This is a genomic window from Alistipes sp. CHKCI003 (genome assembly GCF_900021155.1).
Classification (GTDB): domain Bacteria; phylum Bacteroidota; class Bacteroidia; order Bacteroidales; family Rikenellaceae; genus Alistipes; species Alistipes excrementavium.
The window spans coordinates 172,233-190,572 of the sequence record NZ_FCNT01000012.1; the positions used below are offsets into that span (position 1 = coordinate 172,233).

An 18,340-nucleotide genomic window follows, 5' to 3' on the forward strand; every position below is an offset into this window, starting at 1 on the left:
TCCCCTAATTCGGGGAAAGCTTCCGCAAACCGCATGAAAATCGCAAACAATGTGTATCTTTGTCTCCGAAATAACGACCCGTGATTACCTGCCCGTACGCACCTGCGGTCGGCCCTCCGGTCCGGATGGCCGGAAACTCCGGTGCGGCGGAGCATATAATTACCTGAATACAATGGAAATAATCATCATTCTGCTGCTGATTCTGCTCAACGGTCTTTTCGCCATGTCCGAAGTAGCGCTCATCTCGGCCCGCAAGTCGAACCTGAACACGCAGGCCAAACAGGGAAGCAAAACGGCACGGCAAGCCCTGCTGCTGGCCGAGGATCCCGACAAGTTCCTCTCGACGGTGCAGATCGGCATCACGCTGATCGGCATCCTCACGGGTATCTATTCGGGCGACGCGCTGGCCGGGCGTTTCGGCGTCCTGCTCGCCGCCACGGGCCTGCCGCTGCGCACCGCGACGATGATCGCGCAGGTGGTCATCGTCGTAGTCGTTACCTATATCACGATCGTCTTCGGCGAGCTGGTCCCCAAGCGCATCGGACTGAACGCATCGGAACGGGTGGCCAAGGCCGTGGCGCGTCCCATGCACATCCTCTCGGTGGCGGCCTCCCCCTTCGTATGGCTGCTTTCGCGGAGCATCGAAGCCGTAACGCGCCTCATGGGCCTCAAAGAGACGGAAAGCAAAGTAACCGAAGCCGAAATCCGATCGATCATACAGGAAGGCGCCGAAGACGGCGAAGTGCAGGAGGTGGAGCAGAAGATCGTGGGCCGCGTCTTTTCGCTCGGCGACCGCACGGTGGATTCGATCATGACCCACCGGAGCGAAATCGTCTGGATCGACCTCTCGATGTCGGCCGACCGCATCCGCGAACTGGTCGACGGTTCGCCGCACAACCGCTTTCCCGTCGCCGACGGCAATCTCGACCGCGTGGAGGGCGTGGTCTACCTCAAGGATCTGTTCACCCACATCAACGATCCCGATTTCGCGGTGCGGAAGGTGCTTCGACCGGCCAAGTTCTTCCATGAAGAAACCGAGGTCTACAACGCGCTCGAACAGCTCCGGACCGAGCATCTCGGCTACGGCATCGTGTGCGACGAATTCGGCATTACGCAGGGGATCGTTACGCTGCGCGACATTCTCGAAGCGCTCGTGGGCACGATGCTCGAAGAGCGCGAGGAGCCCGACATCGTGCCGCGCGAAGACGGCTCCGCACTCGTGGACGGCCAATGTCCGTTCTACGACTTTCTGGCCTACTACGGTTTGGAGGACGTTCTTCCGCACAACGAATACAACACCCTCAGCGGCCTGATCCTCGACGAGCTGGAGCACATCCCCCAGACGGGCGAACAGCTGCAATGGCAGATGTTCCGGTTCGAAATCGTGGACATGGACGGAGCGCGCATCGACAAAATACTCGTAACCCGTCTGTCATGAAAATCGCCGGCATAGAGCTGGGCGACCGGCCCCTTTTTCTGGCGCCGATGGAGGACGTTACCGACCCTTCGTTCCGCTACATGTGCAAACGGTTCGGGGCCGATGTCGTCTACACCGAATTCATATCGGCCGACGGCCTGATCCGCGACGCGGCCAAATCGCTCGCCAAGCTGCGCTTCGACGACGCCGAACGGCCCGTCGGCATCCAGATCTACGGCAACCGGATCGAACCGATGGTCGAAGCGGCGCGCATGGCCGAGGCCGCCGGACCCGATCTCGTCGACATCAACTTCGGTTGCCCCGTGAAGAAGATTGCCGGCCGCGGAGCCGGCTCGGGCATGATGCGCGACGTGCCGCTGATGGTCGAGATGACGCGCCGGATCGTCGAGGCGGTCCGTATGCCCGTAACGGTCAAAACCCGTCTGGGCTGGGACGACGAATCGAAAAATATCGAAGAGATCGCCCTCCGGCTGCAAGACACGGGCATCGCGGCCCTCACGATCCACGGCCGCACGCGCGCCCAGATGTACCGCGGCGAGGCGGACTGGACGCTCATCGGCGCCGTGAAAAACAATCCCGCGATCCGCATACCGATCATCGGCAACGGCGACGTGGATTCGGGACCCAAGGCCCGGGAGATGTTCGACCGCTACGGAGTGGACGGGGTGATGATCGGCCGCGCGACCTACGGACGGCCGTGGATCTTCCGCGAGATCAAGCATTTCCTCTCGACAGGCGAAGTGCTTCCGCAGCCGTCGGTGCGGGAGCGTGCGGCCATCGCGCGCGAACATCTGGCCAAATCCATCGAAGTCAAGGGCGAATACGTGGGCGTGATCGAGATGCGCCGCCACCTTTCCAACTACTTCAAGGGGCTGCCCGACTTCAAATCCACGCGGCTCAAACTCGTAACGCTCACCGACATCGCGGAGCTGTTCGCCACGATCGACTCCATCGCCGAACGTTGGGGCGATTTCGATGCGTCGCAAGTCGTTCCGGCTCCCCTGTCGCACGATCTCTGAACGGAGCGGCCGGCGAAGCGGGCACTCCCCGCCGCCCCACCCGATTGCCGCATCGCTCAACAATACGCGGCAAAACCGGCGAAGCTCACCCCGCCGCACGGAACGCTGCATCGCATCATACGACACTTCGCCGCGCCCCACCACGGCAGCCCCACCACGACGGACGGTACCCCGACTTACCGCAGCACCGACGATACAACACTCCCGCAGTTCCCCGTTACACCGCAATGCACATCGCCCCGCCGTACCGCACGGCGTCGCCGCCATGCCGCACGACCGACGATGCACGACCTTTCGTCAGCCAGCCGGACGGACGGAATATCCCGACGCTCCTCACGGACGGCCGCAGCGTTCTTTCCGAAACAAAATCGAATCCGCGGTACATTATCCCGAAAAAATGGTTACCTTTGCCGCGCCAAGGTTTCCGAAGTAAGCTCAGGCTTACGGGAATCAATAGGGAACGCCGTGCAATTCGGCGACAGTACCTGCTGCTGTGAGTTCCGGTCCTCCCGACAGGGAGAGGACGACTCCGCCACACATAGCCACTGATCCTCGGCGATCGGGAAGGCGTCGGCGGAGAGGGGACAAGTCAGAAGACCTGCCTTGCGCACATGCGTTACGCTCGCGGGTGTCGGGTCGTAATCGAACGGAAAGGTCTGTCGCTATTGTCGACGATTTCTCTTTGATTATCATCATACAGCCGCTTGTGTGCGAACGCAGGCGGTTTTTTCGTGCACCTAACTTTAATTTTTATAAATATGATGAAGAAATTATTCGCTTTATGCTGCCTCGCGGCAGCCGCTTCCGGAGCTTGGAGCTGCTCGGACGATTACGACGACACGGCCCTCTGGCAGGAGATCGAACAGATCAAGACGGACATCGCATCGCTCAACCAGCAGGTTACGACCCTCCAGACGGCCATGCAGGACGGGGCGCTGATCACGCAAGTAACCGAAACGACCGAAGGCTACAAAATCGACTTCAGCAACAACACCTCGATCGTCGTCAAGCACGGTACGAACGGCACGAACGGAACCGACGGTGCGAAGATCGGCGTGAAGGAGGAGAACGGCGTGCTTTACTGGACGCTGGACGGCGAGTTCATCACCGCACCCGACTCGCAGGATAAGATTCCCGTAACGGGTGCCGCAGGCGCGACGGGTCCGGCCGGCACTGACGGGCATTCGCCCGTACTGGCCATCGACGACGAGGGATATTGGACCGTCGACGGCGAACGAGTAGAGTCGAACGGCGCCCCCGTGAAGGCACAGGGCGACTCGTTCTTCAGCGACGTGGATGAGACCGAGGACGCAGTGATTCTGACGCTGGCGGACGGTTCGGCCATCACGATCGCCAAATACAAGGAGAGCTCGCTGCTGTTCGCATCCGCCACGCTCTATGTTCCCGCAGGCCAGACGGCCGAAATCGCCTATACCGCCGCCCGGGTCGCTTTCGTGGAGCTGATGTCCGTACCCGAAGGCTGGACCGCCCGACTCGACGAGCAGACAGGCAAAGTAACCGTAACCGCTCCGGCAGCCGCAACGGCCGCCGCCAACGGCGAACGGCTGAAGATCGTCGGCACGGACCTCTCGGGCCACGCGATGATGGCGGCCGTGAAACTCTACTGCACGCTGCCCGAAGGCGGATTCTTCGTCTACAACGAAGGACAGCTCGGCAAGATGCCCGCTTCGGTCAACTACTACGTCGACGGCGAGTGGATCAGCCGCGTCTATGCCTCCGTCAATCCCGAACATCCGCTGGGCAACACGGGCGTTACGATGGTCCGCAACGCAACGAACGGTTTGACGTACCTCACGGCCAAGGACGAGCACTTCATCGTCGAAACCGATGCGGACTTCAACTACAAGTCGGAGCTCTCCGGCGAAAATTACACCGACGAACTGCGACAAGTGATGGGCTTCACCGTATTCGACGCAACGACGGGTTACATCACCAGCGGCGGCGGCGTCTACAAAGTGGGCCTCAATCCGCTGACGCTCGACACGAACGACCGCATTTTCGAAGGCTTCAACGGCGGTCGAGACCTCTGCGCCGCGGGCGGCAAACTCTACTTCATCTTCTCGAACAAGGTCTACTCCTACGATCCCTCGACCGGCGGCGCCCCCACCGAACTCTGCGACGCCGCGACCGGTTTCGTTACGCTGAACGACGGTTCGGTATGGGCTGCCAACAACACGCAGATCGTTCGGATCGACCCCGCAAACGACAAGGTAACGACCATCCCGACAGGCGATTACTCGCTCTATTTCAATTCGATGGCCTACACTCCCCGCTCCCTTGCAGCCGCTCCGGACGGCAGCAGCCTCTACTTCATCCAACAGATCGGAAGCGGCTGGAGCGTTTACGGCAAGGCACTGGGCAAATACGACGTCGCCACCGGCACATTCTCCGATCTGTGGTCTATGCCCGAGGGATATTCGGTATACGGTTCGGGCGTTGCGGTCGATCCCGACACCGGAAAGATTTACGTCAGCTACACCAAGGACGGCTGGGGCGCCAACTATCTGAAAACCTACATCGCGGTCCTCGGTGCCGACGGCACATTGGAGCAAACGATCCCCTACCTGAGCGAGAACGAAACCATCTACTGGTTCCCGTCGATGATCGTATTCTGATCCACCGAACGCTCCCGAATGCAAAAGAGGCTGTCCGCGCGGTTTGCGCAGACAGCCTCTTTTCGTTCGACACGTCCGAAGATTCGCCCCCCAACCCTCGTTCTTGCGGAAGCGGAAGCATCCATCCGAAAAGAGGGGACCCCTCCTTCCGCACACGGGTCGGAGCATCCGCACCTTGCCGGGGCCCCGCGTCTATTCCAGCACCCGTTCGACGTAAGCCCTGTAATCCTTCACCACGGGTTCGTAATCGTCGTCGTCGAAGAGCGGTGACGAAATGAGGAAATCGGCGGTCGAGCGGTTCACCGCCGTCGGTACATTGTAGAGCGTCGCCAGACGCAGCAGGGCCTTGACATCCACATCGTGCGGCTGGGCCGACATCGGATCCCAGAAAAAGAACAGGGCGCTGATCTTCCCGTCCGCGATCATCGAGCCGAGCTGCTGGTCGCCGCCCAAGGGACCGGATTTGAGCAGTGTGATTTCGAGTTCGAGCGCTTCGGGACAGTCGTCGAGGTCGTGCGTCTCACGATGGTCGAGCAACGTCTTTTCCACCATCTTACCGGTCGTTCCCGTACAAACCAGCCGATGCCGGCTCAGTTTCCTGCAATTCCAGTCGACCCACTCCGCAAGGTCGTGTTTCATGTTGTCGTGCGCCACGAGCGCCATACACTTTCTTTTATCCATAGCTGCATCTCTTTTGCGAAAGCCTGCCGGCGGCCTTCTTTCGTAAATGAATCGAACGATACAAATATAATACAAATCGGACGCTTTGTAAATCATGCCGAAAAAGTTCACCGAATCGTAACGACGGGAAACGGAAGACGATCCCGTTCCGCCGCTATTCCGAAAGGACCGGTGCTCCGCACATGCGGAACGCACGCCTGCCGTCTGCGGACAGATCGCCCGCAGCGGAACCGAAACAGGAACCAGAACCAGAACCTAAACCGGAACAAGAACAGGAATCGGAACAGGAACCGGAACAGGAACCGGAACCTCTGGTCCGAATGCCCCGAAAAAGGGAAAGGGGGTATCCGCCGCTTACACGACGGCTCCCCCCCCTCTGTAAGGCATCCGGCCCCTCCTACGCCTCCGCTTCGGTTCCGTCCTTCTCGTCTTTCGGCAGTTCGAACTTCGTGAAGCCTGCACCGACGAGGATGTTATACCATGCGAAACATTTCTTCATATCCGAGACATGCACGCGGTCGCGGTCGTATTCGGGAAGCACCTCGGCGAACGCCGCCTTGATTCGCTCGGGCGTCTCCCGGTGGCTGATCGCCTCCTTGCCGCCCGTCTGCACGTAAATCCGGTCGAACACCTCCGCGAGCGGAATATCGTCGCCTTCGGTAAACATCGAAATCTCGGTCAGCGCGCTGACCTTGGCATTGGCGGCGGCATTCATCCGTTTGCCGTCGAGAAGCGACTCCACGATCACGCCGCGCGTCGACTGCGCCACATATCTGTAAAGGCCGGGCTGACCCGAAATCGCCAAAATCTCTTTGAGTTCCATCGTTCTGCGTTATATAAAGATTAGTATCAGTTCCGTTTCACATGCACATCCATCTGCGGGAAAGGGAAGCCGATTCCCTTCTCGGGCAGTGTCTTGTACATTTTCTCGTTGTATTCGAAAAAGACGTTCCAGTAGTCGGCGTTCTTCACCCACGCCCGCACGGAAAGATTCACCGCACTGTCCGCGAGCGCAGCCACCCACACCACGGGCGCCGGACTCCGCTCCACCCTCGGATCGGCTTCGAGCAGTTCGAGGATCGCCCGGCGGGCGACGTCCACGTCGTCGCCGTAGGAGATGCCCACCGTCCATTCCACACGGCGCAACTCGGCCGTCGAGTAGTTGTCGATGATCGCCGTAGCGATGGTGTTGTTGGGAATATAGATCGTCTGGTTGTCCGCCGTAAGAATCACCGTCGAAAAGAGTTTGATCTCCTTCACGGTCCCCGACTGCCCCTGTGCGGAGATGTAGTCCCCCACGCGATAGGGTTTCATGAGCAGGATCATCACGCCGCCGGCGAAGTTCTGCGCCGTGCCGCTCAGCGCCATACCGACGGCCAACGTAGCCGAAGCGAAGAGCGCGATGATCGAGGTAACGTTTACGCCGAGTGTCTGGATCACGCTCAGAATCAGCAATAGCGAGAAGACCACGCGCATCGTATGACGCAGAAACGAGCGCAGCGACACGTCGATCTGCCGGCGTTCGAGCACGGCATCCAGCACCCGGACGATCCGTCGGATGATCCAGCGGCCCACGGCATAGATGAGCAATGCGAGCACGATCTTCAGCACGATCCACACGGCATCGCCGAGCATCCCCATGAAAAACGCTCTGTAATCCATGTGCACGACCTTGTCGATCGTCTCGGCGAGGTTCGCTTTTTGCACGCTGTCGGGCAGCATCAACGGCTGCAACCGGTCGGCCTGAAAAAAAAGAGGGTGCATATTCGTTTCCGTCGAATACCTTTTTTCCATTTCCCGCCTCGGCAAAGCCCGCACTGGCCGTCCGGCTCTGCGCCCGGCTTAACGAAATGGGGCGATTCGCACGGCAAAAATAACCAAAAAAAGGAGAATATCCCTATCTTTGTGCTACAAAAGCGAATAAACGACCGTACAATGGAAAGCAAAGTCGAAATCATCCAGATCAACATATCCGGCGAAGACAAGCCCGGCATGACTTCGTCGCTCACCGAAATTCTGGCCCGCTACGACGCCTTCGTCCTCGACATCGGACAGGCCAACATCCACCAGTCGTTGACGTTGGGCATCCTCTTCCGGACGACCTCCGACAAATCGGGAAACATCATGAAAGAGTTGCTCTTCAAGGCATCGGAGCTGGGCGTGATGATCCGTTTCACCCCGATTTCCGAAGCGGACTACAACGGTTGGGTCAGCCTTCAGGGCCGCAACCGCTACATCATCACCCTGCTCGGGCGGCAGGTTACGGCCCGCCACATCGCCGAAGTTACGCGCGTGGTGGCCGAGCACGGGCTCAACATCGACGCCATCCGCCGCCTCACGGGACGTGTACCGCTGCGCGAGGACGACCGCGCAGCCAAATCGTGCATCGAACTCTCGGTCCGCGGCTCGCTCGACGATGCGGCCAAGAGCGCCATGCAGGAGCGCTTCATGAACCTCTCGGACATGGGGCTCGACGTTTCGTTCCAGAAGGACGACATCTACCGCCGCAGCCGCCGCCTGATCTGCTTCGACATGGATTCGACGCTCATCGAGACCGAGGTGATCGACGAACTGGCCGAACGGGCCGGCGTCGGCGACCGCGTGCGCGCCATCACGGCCAGCGCCATGCGGGGCGAGATCGACTTCCGCGAAAGTTTCACGCAGCGCGTGGCGCTCCTCAAGGGGCTGGATGTCTCGGTGATGGAGGACATCGCCCGCCGCCTGCCCATCACCGAAGGGCTCGAACGCATGATGACGATCCTCAAGCGTGTGGGTTACAAGACAGCAATCCTTTCGGGCGGTTTCACCTATTTCGGCAACTATCTGCGCCAGAAATACGGATTCGACTACGTCTATGCCAACGAACTGGAGATCGAGGACGGACGGCTCACTGGCCGCTTCACGGGCGAGGTGGTCGACGGACGCCGCAAGGCCGAACTGCTGCGGCTGCTGTGCCAGTTCGAGGAGATCAACCTCGCGCAGTCGGTGGCCGTGGGCGACGGTGCCAACGACCTGCCGATGCTGAGCATCGCGGGTCTGGGCATCGCATTCCACGCCAAACCCAAAGTGAAGGCCACGGCCCGGCAGTCGATCTCGACCATCGGGCTCGACGGCATCCTCTACTTTCTCGGTCTCAAGGACTCCCGCATCGAATAACCGGCAAAATCATGTTTTGGCGCCTCTTCCGACACACCGTCATCCGCCGTCGCGGCCTGCTCTGCGGCGCGGTGCTCTCGCTGTTCTCCGCGGGTTGCTACGACGACGCCGGCACTCCCGCGACGACGATCGAAACTCCTCCGGCGACCACGACCCTCGCCGAACTGCACCGCCTCTATGCAGGTCGGACGGTCCGGATCGAAAGCGACATCTTCGTCCGCGGCCGTGTCGTTACGAGCGATCGCGCCGGCAATTTCTACCGCACGCTCGTCCTCGAAGAGCAGGGCGCTGCCGCGGAACTGATGGCCGGCATCGACGGTCTGCACAACGTCTACCCCGAGGGCTGCGAACTGACGGTCGGACTTCGGGGGCTCGCGCTCGGAGAAAGCTACGGCGTGCTGCAAATCGGCCGCCTCCCCGAAGCGGGCAGCGGCTATGCCACCGACTACCTCGGCTCGCGCGCCGCGCTCGATGCCCACGTCTTCCGCGGCGACACGTACTCCCCGCTGCGGCCGGCCGTCTGCACGATCGGCGAACTCACGCCCGACATGGCCGGACGGCTGGTCCGCATCGACGGCCTCCGCTACGCCCCCGAAACGGTCGAGGAGGCGACGTGGGCCGGATACAAACGCTTCACCGACGCCGATGGCAACACCATCCGCACCTACACGCGTGCGTATGCCGATTTCGCGGACCGGGCGATTCCCGAATGCGAGGTGCTCCTCGTCGGCATCCTCCAGTACACCTCGGGGGCGGACGACGCGCCCCGCTATCTGCTCAAACTGCGCGATGAGACGGATTGCTGGTATTAAGGCCCGGTCCAACCAGATCGGCATCCGGGGCAGTTCCGCGACGATGTCTTCGCTGCGATCCTCCGCCGAGCGGCCGCGGCGGCAAACGCCCCGTTACCGTGCGATGCTGCGTGCGGCGGCCGGCAGCCTGCTGTTTGCGGCGGCTCTCGCAGGTGCGGCGTGCAACTCGGCCACACGCCTCGAATTCGACGATGAGAACGGACCCTTCGTCTCCATCGCCCATCTCAAATCGCTATGCCGGGGCTCATCCACCCGTCTGACACGGGAACTCAAAATCGAAGGGATCGTAACGGCCAACGACATACGGGACGAATTTCCCAAGACGCTCGTCGTGGAGGATGCCTCGGGCGGCATCGAAATCGCCGTGGACCGCACCGACCTCGCCAATCTTTTCCCATTGGGTGCGCGCGTCTCGGTCTACTGCTCCGGACTGGCGCTCGGCGACTACGGCGGCAAGGTGCAGTTAGGCGCCCCGCCCACGGGCGAATACAGCGTCGACCGCATTCCGGGCTCCGAGCTGGACCGCTACATCCGCTGCACGGCGCTCAATGCCGGCACGCGCCGTCCGCAGACAGTGCGGTTCGCCGAACTCACGGCCGGCGATGCGGACCGCTACGTGCGTTTCGAAACGGTCCGGTTCCTCGAAGCGGGCGAGCCGTGGTGCGGACGCGATCCCGAGACCGGAGCCTTGCAGACGACCGTGAGGACCCTCGCAGACTCCTCCGGCGGCAGATTTCCGGTGCGGGTCCTCCCCTCCTGCCACTATGCGGAGGAGCCCGTGCCGCCGGGCACAGGCTCCGTAAACGGGATCGTAGACTACTTCAACGGAGAACTCTCGCTCCGCATCGTAAACTACGAGATCGACCTCGCTATCGCTGAAGCGCCTCCCAAAGCATGTCTTTCAGCTGCGGAATATTCAATCCCGAGACCGACGAGATGAAAAGAGCGGGTATCCCCTCGGGCAGATGGCCGCGCATCTGATCCATCAACTCTTCGTCGAGCATGTCGCACTTCGTAACGGCCAGCAAACGCTGTTTGTCGAGCAGTTCGGGATTGTACTGCGTGAGTTCGCCCAGCAGGATGTCGTAATCGCGGCGTATGTCGTCGCTGTCGGCCGGAATCATGAAAAGCAGCACCGAGTTGCGTTCGATGTGGCGCAGGAAACGGGTGCCCAGTCCGCGGCCTTCGTGCGCCCCCTCGATGATTCCCGGGATGTCGGCCATCACGAACGACTTGTGGTCGCGGACCTCAACGATCCCGAGATTGGGTTCGAGCGTAGTGAACGCATAGTCGGCGATCTTGGGTTTCGCCGCCGAGACCACCGAGAGCAGCGTACTCTTGCCCGCATTGGGGAAGCCCACCAGCCCCACATCCGCCAGCACCTTGAGTTCGAGGATGAAAGCCCCTTCGGCTCCCTCTTCGCCGGGCTGGGCGTAACGCGGCGTTTGATTGGTAGCGCTTTTGAAGTGCCAGTTCCCGAGCCCGCCGCGGCCGCCCTTGAGCAGCACGAGCCGCTCGCCCTCGGCCGTTACCTCTCCGACGATCTCGCCCGTCTCGGCATTGCGCGCCACCGTCCCCAGCGGCACGGGTATCACGATGTCCTTCGCATCCTTGCCCGACGAGCGGGCGCCCGAGCCGTTCTCTCCGTCCCCGGCGAACTGGTGGCGCTGGTACTTGAGATGGATGAGCGTCCAATACTGACGGTCGCCCTGCAACACGATGCTGCCACCCCGACCGCCGTCGCCGCCGTCGGGACCTCCGAAGGCCACGAACTTCTCGCGCCGGAAATGGGCGGAGCCCGCACCTCCGTGCCCCGAACGGGCAAAAATCTTCACGTAGTCCACAAAATTGGAACCTGCCATAAATCTGTCTGTTTTTACGGGCAAAGATACGAATAAGTCGGGCGCAAAAACAAATTTATTCGCGTTTTACCGGACGGAAGCATCTGAGACGAAATCGAAGGTCAAGAAAATAGGTCGGGCGCAAGACCGCGTCCATTCGGTTTGCCGAAACGAAAAGCCGGGCGGTACGAAAAGCTATGCGGAATGAAAAGCCGGATGCGGCTTTCGCTGCATCCGGACGTTCCGACACCGCCCCGGCCGGCGGCCGTGATCCGACAACCGGCGACACGGCGACCGACAAAGCTCCGAACTCTTTTTAGGCCATCGGCACCGGGCGCACGGCCCGAACCGTTTACAGGTTCAGCGCCTCGCAGGGAAGCCCCCACGCATCGGCCACGGGCTTATAGACGACTTTCCCCTCCACGACGTTGAGCCCGAGCGCCAGTTCGCGGTTTTCCCGACAGGCGCGGCGCCATCCCTTGTCGGCCAACTGGAGCGCATAGGGCAGCGTGGCATTGGTCAGTGCGAGCGTCGAGGTATAGGGCACGGCCCCCGGGATATTCGCCACGCAATAGTGCAGGATACCGTCGACGAAATAGACGGGATCCTCGTGCGTCGTGGGCCGCGACGTCTCGAAGCAACCGCCTTGGTCGATGGCCACATCGACCATCACCGTCCCGGGCTCCATATCACGGAGCATGTCGCGCGTAACGAGCTTCGGGGCCTTCGCACCCGGGATCAGCACCGACCCGATCACCAGATCGGCGTGCCGGAGCTCCTCGCGGATGTTGTATTCGGACGACATCAGCGTCTTCACGTTCCCGGGCATCACGTCGGCCAGATAGGTCAGACGCGGCAGCGAAATATCGCAGATCGTAACGTCGGCACCCGTACCGGCTGCCGTTCGTGCTGCGGCGGTTCCCACGACGCCTGCGCCGATCACGAACACCTTGGCCGGCTTCACGCCCGGAACACCGCCCAGCAGCACACCCTTGCCGCCGTGGGGCTTTTCGAGGAAGTAAAGCCCCTCCTGCGTCGACATGCGGCCCGCGACTTCCGACATGGGAATCAGCAGCGGCAGCGAGCGGTCCGCACGTTCGACGGTCTCGTAGGCGCAGCAGACCGCCCCGCTGTCGATCATCGCCCGGGTGAGCGGTTCGCTGCTGGCGAAATGGAAGTAGGTGAACACGAGCTGATCTTTGCGGATCAACCCGTATTCGGGGGCTATCGGCTCCTTGACCTTCACGATCATCTCCGCCTGCGCATAGATCTCCTCGATCGTAGGCAGTATCTCGGCACCTACGGCCGCATAGGCTTCGTCCGGAAATCCGGTGTTCGCGCCGGCCGAAGCCTGTATGCAGACGCGGTGGCCGTGCTTGATCATCTCGCATGCGCCCGAAGGCGTCAGAGCGACGCGGTTCTCGTTGTTCTTGATCTCTTTAGGAATACCGATAATCATATGTCTGAAGTTTTAAGTGGATTTTCCGCCTCAATTTACAAAAATTATGGAAATCCGGCACTCACAACGCAAAAAATTCGTTCAAGACCGCTCGGGAAAGATTCTTATTTTAGTATATATCCCGTTTTCTGCCGTTCTCGGACAGGCGCGCCAGCCATCGTCGGCCGATGAGGAAGATCGTTCAACCCGCGACCACGGGCCTCGCACCGCCGCGGGCCGGACGACCGCGGCCGGATGAAACCACCCCATGCAACTTCGGCCCGTAAGGTTCAGCCGCAGGAGCAAAAGACACGGTTACGGAAAGGGTGCGGATCGGGCACACGAAAACAGGAGCCGTTTTTCCGGCTCCTGTTTTCGTTCATATTTCGTTCGTTCTTCTTCTGCAACAGATGCAAGGCGTACAACAGCACTACGGTCGACAGCAGCGATGCGGCCGCGGAAAAGAGCGGCACGACATCGTCCGCAGCAGCCGGTATCGCCGACCTGCCGTACATAGCCGTAAAGCCCTGCAAAACCACGGAACAGACCGCGGTCAGACCCGACAGATGGAATTTATCCTCCGCGAGCGTCCGCTCCGCCGCACAAGTCGCCAATCGCTTCTCCGCATGGAACTGGACGAGCAGAATCGCCGGCGGCCACCAGCAGAACAGTGCAACCGCGACATAGACCCACAAAGGATAGTCGATCTTGCGCGTAATCAGATACACGGCGACGATCGCGAAATGCAATCCGGCCAGCGTCGTCAGAACAGCCAAATACATTATTACCTGATTATTTAGTTCCCATACAATACAATCCAGAAGCTATGGCGCTGATCGTAGACATCGGCAACCAATCGTTTGCTATATCCATCCACATACCACCTTCTGTTTCCCGATATTTTCTCATTTCATTATATCGAGCTTGTGTACAAACCCACCAAAACCGTAACCCTCTCGTTTCAGGCAATGATTCAATAAATATATCCTCAATCATGAGATTTTCATTACATCGTATCGAGGCGATCAACCGTTTATCTTCAGTGTAATGTTCCAATAAATATCCTCCGTCTATTTTATCAATGAACAGATACGAAATCATCGTTATGTCCATCTCGTCATTCGATGCAACAATTTTGTACTCTTTACCGCTTAACGTTCGTGTACTTGAAGCAATGTTATTCAAACTGAATCGAATATCGTCGTAGACAACTGCATCATGTTGTGGTAACTTTGCCGTATAGTCCTGAGACATAGATTTAATAGGAATTGATTGCTCATCACATCCATGCAGGTTAATACCGATAACGGCAATGAGAAATAAACAAACACGCTTCTACACCGCAAAAAAATATTGCAAAAAACACACAAAAACCTTATTTCGAATATATTATACGATAAACCACAAAACATTCAGAACCGATACGAGACCGAAACGTAGAACGACCGCGGATAGGCATAGGTGCGGCGGGTCTCGAACGGCGCATAGGCGTAGGTGTCGCCGCTGCGCATCCGCCGCACGCGCAGCGATTCGTAGGCGGCGTAGACCTGATCGCGGTCGTTGAGCAGATTGCGGAGCATGAGCGAAATCGTGAGACGCGATGCATCGAAATAAAAAGTCTTGAAGGCCGAGGCGCCGAGCGCGAAGGCATCGGCGAGCCGCTCCTGCTCCGTGAAACGGTCGAACGCCTCGGCCGTCGCGGCGGCCTGCCGCGCCACGCGCTCCGTGCGGCGCAGGAACGCGGGTTCGGCATAGCGGCCGCCGACATAGGCTGCCGTACAGCGGAAGCCCCACCCTTTCGGTCCGAAATAGACGATCTCGGTCAGGGCCGACCTCTGCGGCGCATTGCCCGTCCGGCAGCCGCCCATGTGGCTCACGGCGCCGACCTCCACGGGCGCATTGTCCGCATCGGCGAGGATCGTCAGACGCGGATCGCGGTCGTACTCATAGCGCCCGACTGCCGCGGCCAGCGACAGCCGCCAGCGGTAGGAGAGCCGAATGGCGGCCGCCGCCTCGATGCCGTAAGCGCGCATTCCGATACCCGAAGCGGAGAGATCGCAGAAGAGACCGGCCAGATCGTCGTAATAGCGCCATGCCTCCATCCCGTCGCGGGAGAGCTGCACATAGGCAGCCGCCCGCAGGTCGAACGTGCGGTCCGTGTAGTTGAAAACCAACTCTCCCGCCCAGCGTCTGCGCAGACGGGGGCGATCCGCCGTGCGGTTGTTGTACTGCGGCTGGAGGAACAGCGCCTCCGCATCGGGTCGTTCGGCGGCGGCCATCGCCGAGGCCCCGACATAGGATTTCGGCGAGAAGGCCCACCCCGCCGAAATCTTGAAAAGATAAGGTGTGAAACGGATTGCGGCCGAACAGCCGTAGGAACGTCCGCCCGAGAAGAGCTCCTTTTCGAAATAGCCTCTGCGCCGTACCGAGCTTTCGCGGATTTCGGTCCCGGCGTCGCAGCGGAAGCGGTCGGCGCGGTACTGGATCTGCACGCGCAGCCCCGCATCGAGCGTCGTGAGCGCGTAATCGTATCCGAAACGGTCGCCCACGCCGATTCGGCGGTTCGGATGCCGCAGATCGTTTTGCAGAAGGTTGCCGTAGGTGTCGTCGTCTACGAGGTACTGGTCTATATCCGTCCGGTAGGCGGCACCGAGCAGATCGCGCATCTGTTTGTAGCTCCGGGTGCGGTTCCAGCGAACGGCCGCTCCGTAGTGCAGCGTCAGCCGTTCGCCGACACGGGTTGCGAACACCGCGTCGAACTGCAAGTCGCAGATCCGCTCCACCCGGTCTTCGAGCGCGTGGACAGCCTCGCCGCCCTTCATGCGGTTCTGGGCATAAAGCTCGTCCCAATCGATCTGCGTGTAGCGCGGATCGCGCGACCGCCATGCCTCCTCGGTTTCGCGGTCGCCCGTATAGCTCGGCAGATAACGGTAGTTGTCGGGTAGGGGCGTGCGGGCGTCGTACCATCCGAGCGTGCTGTATTTCGACACGCCCGCCACCGCTCCGACGGTCGTTTCGAGATCGGTCGAGGCCGAAAGCGGCACGGCATAGGAGGCGACGGCGAATGGCAGGAATTCGCGCCTGACGCGGGCACTGCGCACCTTGCCGTCCTGATAACCCCACGCGGGATTGTAGAGGCGGTCGCCCGTCAGCGTGAACGCCTCCTCGGTCGAACCCGACCTGAGCCCACGCATCGACGGCGGCAAAATCGCCGCGAGCGACAGCCTGTGTCCCTCGCCCAACCGTTTGGTCGCCCGCAACGAAGCGGTCAAGGCATTCGTGAAGACGCCCCGCACATGCAGGTCGCGGCCCGTGCGGGCATCCACGGCAGCGGAATAATCCCAACCGCGGCCCCATGCACCGGCATAGGAGGCCTTTGCGGCGAACAGATAGTTGCGGTCCGTGAACCCCGCAGCCGCACGGCCCGCGGGCAGCAGCTCCCCGTCGCCGAGGCGGAACGACCGGAGCCCGTTCGGGCCTCCGAGACGGCCGTCGGACATCTGCAATCCGGCCATGGTCCGCTCCTCGGCTCCGAGCGCACGCAGCGCGGCGAAATAGCGCCATCCCACCTCCGCGCCGTTCACCTCGGTCCGCTCCGCGGCGTATTCCTCTCCGCGGCGTTTCGATCGCACGAACGACAGGTCGTAGTCCGTCGCTTCGCCGAAGAGGTCGACCGGCGTCTGCACGGCTCTGTAAAACAATACGGAGTCGGTGAGCAGCATCGAAATGCGCTCTGCCGGCTCCGCCTCGTAGGGATAATAATAGGTTTCAGGTTCCTGTGCCGCCGCGGAGAGAGAGGCGATGATCCCCGCGGTCAGACACACAGCCCGAAGCGGATTCATCGGATTCGCTTCAGCACATCGGAGAGCAGATTCCAGAACTTCGGCACCGTGGCGATCTCCAGCCGTTCGTCGGGCGAATGGACGCCGCGCAGCGTAGGGCCGATCGAAACCATCTCCAGACCGGGATATTTCTCAAGGAAAAGGCCGCACTCCAGTCCGGCATGGATCGCCCGCACCTTGGGCTCGACACCGAATCGCTCGCGGTAGCACTCCTTCGTAACCGCCAGCAGTTTCGACTGCGGATCGGGAGCCCAGCCCGGATAACCGTCCGAATGGACGACGTCGGCGCCGGCCAGCGCGAAGACCGATTCGACCATCCGCATCACATAGGTCTTGGCGCTCTCGACCGACGAACGCTGCGACGAGGTAACGACGATCCGCCCGTCGCCGACGAATTTCACCGACGCGAGGTTGGTCGAGGTCTCCACCAATCCGGGCATGGCCTGCGACATGGCGATCACGCCGTTGGGCACACCCACGAGAGCATAGACCAGCGCGCGCTGCGACGCGGCGTCGAGGACCGTATCCACCGACGGCAGTTCGACGAGCGACAGTTCGAGCTTGGGCTCCGAAAACTTGAATTCGGCCTTCACCTCCTCCGCGAACAGACGGAAGCGCTTCAGGAACTCGTCCTTCGCATGCTCCCGTACGCCGAAGACGGCATATGCCTCGCGCGGGATGGCATTGCGGAGATTGCCCCCGTCGAAACAACTCAGCCTCAGCCCGAAACTCTGCATGCCCTCCCACAGCAGACGGGCCGCGATCTTATTCGAATTGGCGCGTCCCTTGTCGATGTCGTCGCCCGAGTGGCCGCCCACGAGGTCGGAAACACCGAGCCGGAAATAGGCATAGTTCTTCGGCGCCTCTTCGGTCGCATAGCGGAACGTGGCGACGGTGTCGACACCGCCGGCGCATCCGATGAAGATCTCGCCCTCGTCCTCCGAATCGAGGTTGATGAGGTATTTGCCTTCGAGCATTCCCTCGCCCAGTCCGAAAGCACCCGTGAGCCCCGTCTCCTCGTCCACCGTGAAGAGCGCCTCGACCGGTCCGTGCTCCGACGCGGGATCGACCAGCACGGCGAGCGCCGCCGCCATGCCGATGCCGTCGTCGGCGCCGAGCGTCGTGCCCTCGGCCTTCACCCACTCCCCGTCGATGCGGGTGCGGATAGGGTCTTCGTCGAAATCGAACTCCACGTCCGAATTCTTCTCGCAGACCATGTCCATGTGAGCCTGAAGGATCACCGCGGGACGCGACTCGTAGCCCGGAGTGGCGGGCTTGCGCATCACGATGTTGCCGGTAGCGTCTTTCCGGTATTCGATCCCGTGTTTTTCGGCGAATGCGATCAGAAAATCGATGATTTTTCCCTCCCGTTTCGAAGGGCGCGGAACCTGCGTGATGGCGTCGAAAATCTCCCACACGGTCTTGGGTTCCAAAGATGCGATTGCAGACATATATAGAAAGTATTTGCGTTCTATTT

15 protein-coding genes and 1 riboswitch are annotated in these 18,340 nt (G+C 60.7%); of the genes, 6 read left to right on the forward strand and 9 right to left on the reverse strand.

The window, feature by feature from the left end:
* Positions 1–172: 172 nt before the first annotated feature.
* The 3 genes from BN3659_RS02010 (at position 173) to BN3659_RS02020 (ending at position 5,093) form a co-directional block, all read left to right on the forward strand.
* On the forward strand, positions 173–1,438 hold the full coding sequence (locus tag BN3659_RS02010; protein ID WP_091534153.1) for a hemolysin family protein: 1,266 nt from the start codon (positions 173–175) through the stop codon (positions 1,436–1,438).
* Positions 1,435–2,457 carry a tRNA dihydrouridine synthase DusB gene (dusB, locus tag BN3659_RS02015; protein WP_091534155.1) on the forward strand — a complete coding sequence of 341 codons (1,023 nt, stop codon included), beginning with the start codon at positions 1,435–1,437 and terminating at the stop codon, positions 2,455–2,457. The genes BN3659_RS02010 and dusB overlap by 4 nt, the downstream gene beginning before the upstream one ends.
* Positions 2,458–2,858: 401 nt before the next feature.
* A riboswitch (cobalamin riboswitch) is annotated at positions 2,859–3,077 on the forward strand.
* Between the two features lie 138 nt (positions 3,078–3,215).
* Entirely contained in the window at positions 3,216–5,093 is a 1,878-nt protein-coding gene (locus BN3659_RS02020) for a DUF5074 domain-containing protein (RefSeq protein ID WP_091534156.1), read from the forward strand.
* A 192-nt stretch (positions 5,094–5,285) separates the two neighbouring features.
* Here the strand turns inward: BN3659_RS02020 and BN3659_RS02025 are convergent, their stop codons facing one another.
* The 3 genes from BN3659_RS02025 to BN3659_RS02035 form a co-directional block, all read right to left on the reverse strand.
* Positions 5,286–5,774 (reverse strand): methylglyoxal synthase, encoded by a 489-nt coding sequence (locus tag BN3659_RS02025; protein WP_091534158.1) that lies wholly within the window; start codon positions 5,772–5,774, stop codon positions 5,286–5,288.
* Positions 5,775–6,171: 397 nt separating this feature from the next.
* Positions 6,172–6,597, reverse strand: a complete 426-nt coding sequence (locus BN3659_RS02030; RefSeq protein ID WP_091534160.1) for a DUF5606 family protein — start codon at positions 6,595–6,597, stop codon at positions 6,172–6,174.
* A 26-nt stretch (positions 6,598–6,623) separates the two neighbouring features.
* Positions 6,624–7,538 carry a mechanosensitive ion channel family protein gene (locus BN3659_RS02035; protein ID WP_091534162.1) on the reverse strand — a complete coding sequence of 305 codons (915 nt, stop codon included), beginning with the start codon at positions 7,536–7,538 and terminating at the stop codon, positions 6,624–6,626.
* 171 nt (positions 7,539–7,709) lie between these two features.
* On the opposite strand from BN3659_RS02035, the gene serB reads away from it, so the two are divergent.
* The 3 genes from serB to BN3659_RS02050 are packed head-to-tail and all read left to right on the forward strand — an operon-like array spanning position 7,710 to position 10,682.
* Positions 7,710–8,930, forward strand: coding sequence for a phosphoserine phosphatase SerB (gene serB / locus BN3659_RS02040; RefSeq protein WP_091534164.1), 1,221 nt, complete (start codon positions 7,710–7,712; stop codon positions 8,928–8,930).
* An 11-nt stretch (positions 8,931–8,941) separates the two neighbouring features.
* A complete protein-coding gene (locus BN3659_RS02045; protein WP_091534165.1) occupies positions 8,942–9,742 on the forward strand; it encodes a DUF5689 domain-containing protein in 801 nt (266 codons plus the stop codon).
* Entirely contained in the window at positions 9,720–10,682 is a 963-nt protein-coding gene (locus BN3659_RS02050) for a DUF5689 domain-containing protein (protein ID WP_141682451.1), read from the forward strand. The genes BN3659_RS02045 and BN3659_RS02050 overlap by 23 nt, the downstream gene beginning before the upstream one ends.
* Here BN3659_RS02050 and obgE read toward each other — a convergent pair.
* From obgE to BN3659_RS02075, 6 genes are all read right to left on the reverse strand, one after another.
* Positions 10,612–11,604 (reverse strand): GTPase ObgE, encoded by a 993-nt coding sequence (obgE, locus tag BN3659_RS02055; protein WP_091534169.1) that lies wholly within the window; start codon positions 11,602–11,604, stop codon positions 10,612–10,614. The two genes, BN3659_RS02050 and obgE, sit on opposite strands and share 71 nt — an antisense overlap.
* Positions 11,605–11,935: 331 nt before the next feature.
* Entirely contained in the window at positions 11,936–13,042 is a 1,107-nt protein-coding gene (gene ald, locus BN3659_RS02060; RefSeq protein WP_091534171.1) for an alanine dehydrogenase, read from the reverse strand.
* A 269-nt stretch (positions 13,043–13,311) separates the two neighbouring features.
* Complete coding sequence (locus BN3659_RS02065; protein WP_091534172.1) at positions 13,312–13,803, reverse strand: hypothetical protein; 492 nt, start codon at positions 13,801–13,803, stop codon at positions 13,312–13,314.
* Between the two features lie 10 nt (positions 13,804–13,813).
* Complete coding sequence (locus tag BN3659_RS12730) at positions 13,814–14,275, reverse strand: hypothetical protein (RefSeq protein ID WP_141682452.1); 462 nt, start codon at positions 14,273–14,275, stop codon at positions 13,814–13,816.
* Positions 14,276–14,433: 158 nt separating this feature from the next.
* The gene (locus tag BN3659_RS02070; RefSeq protein WP_091534173.1) at positions 14,434–16,863 is read right to left on the reverse strand and encodes a TonB-dependent receptor; all 2,430 of its coding nucleotides are present in this window, start codon (positions 16,861–16,863) and stop codon (positions 14,434–14,436) included.
* Positions 16,860–18,314 (reverse strand): aminoacyl-histidine dipeptidase, encoded by a 1,455-nt coding sequence (locus tag BN3659_RS02075; protein WP_091534174.1) that lies wholly within the window; start codon positions 18,312–18,314, stop codon positions 16,860–16,862. Before BN3659_RS02075 ends, BN3659_RS02070 begins: the two co-directional genes overlap by 4 nt.
* Positions 18,315–18,340: the final 26 nt, after the last annotated feature.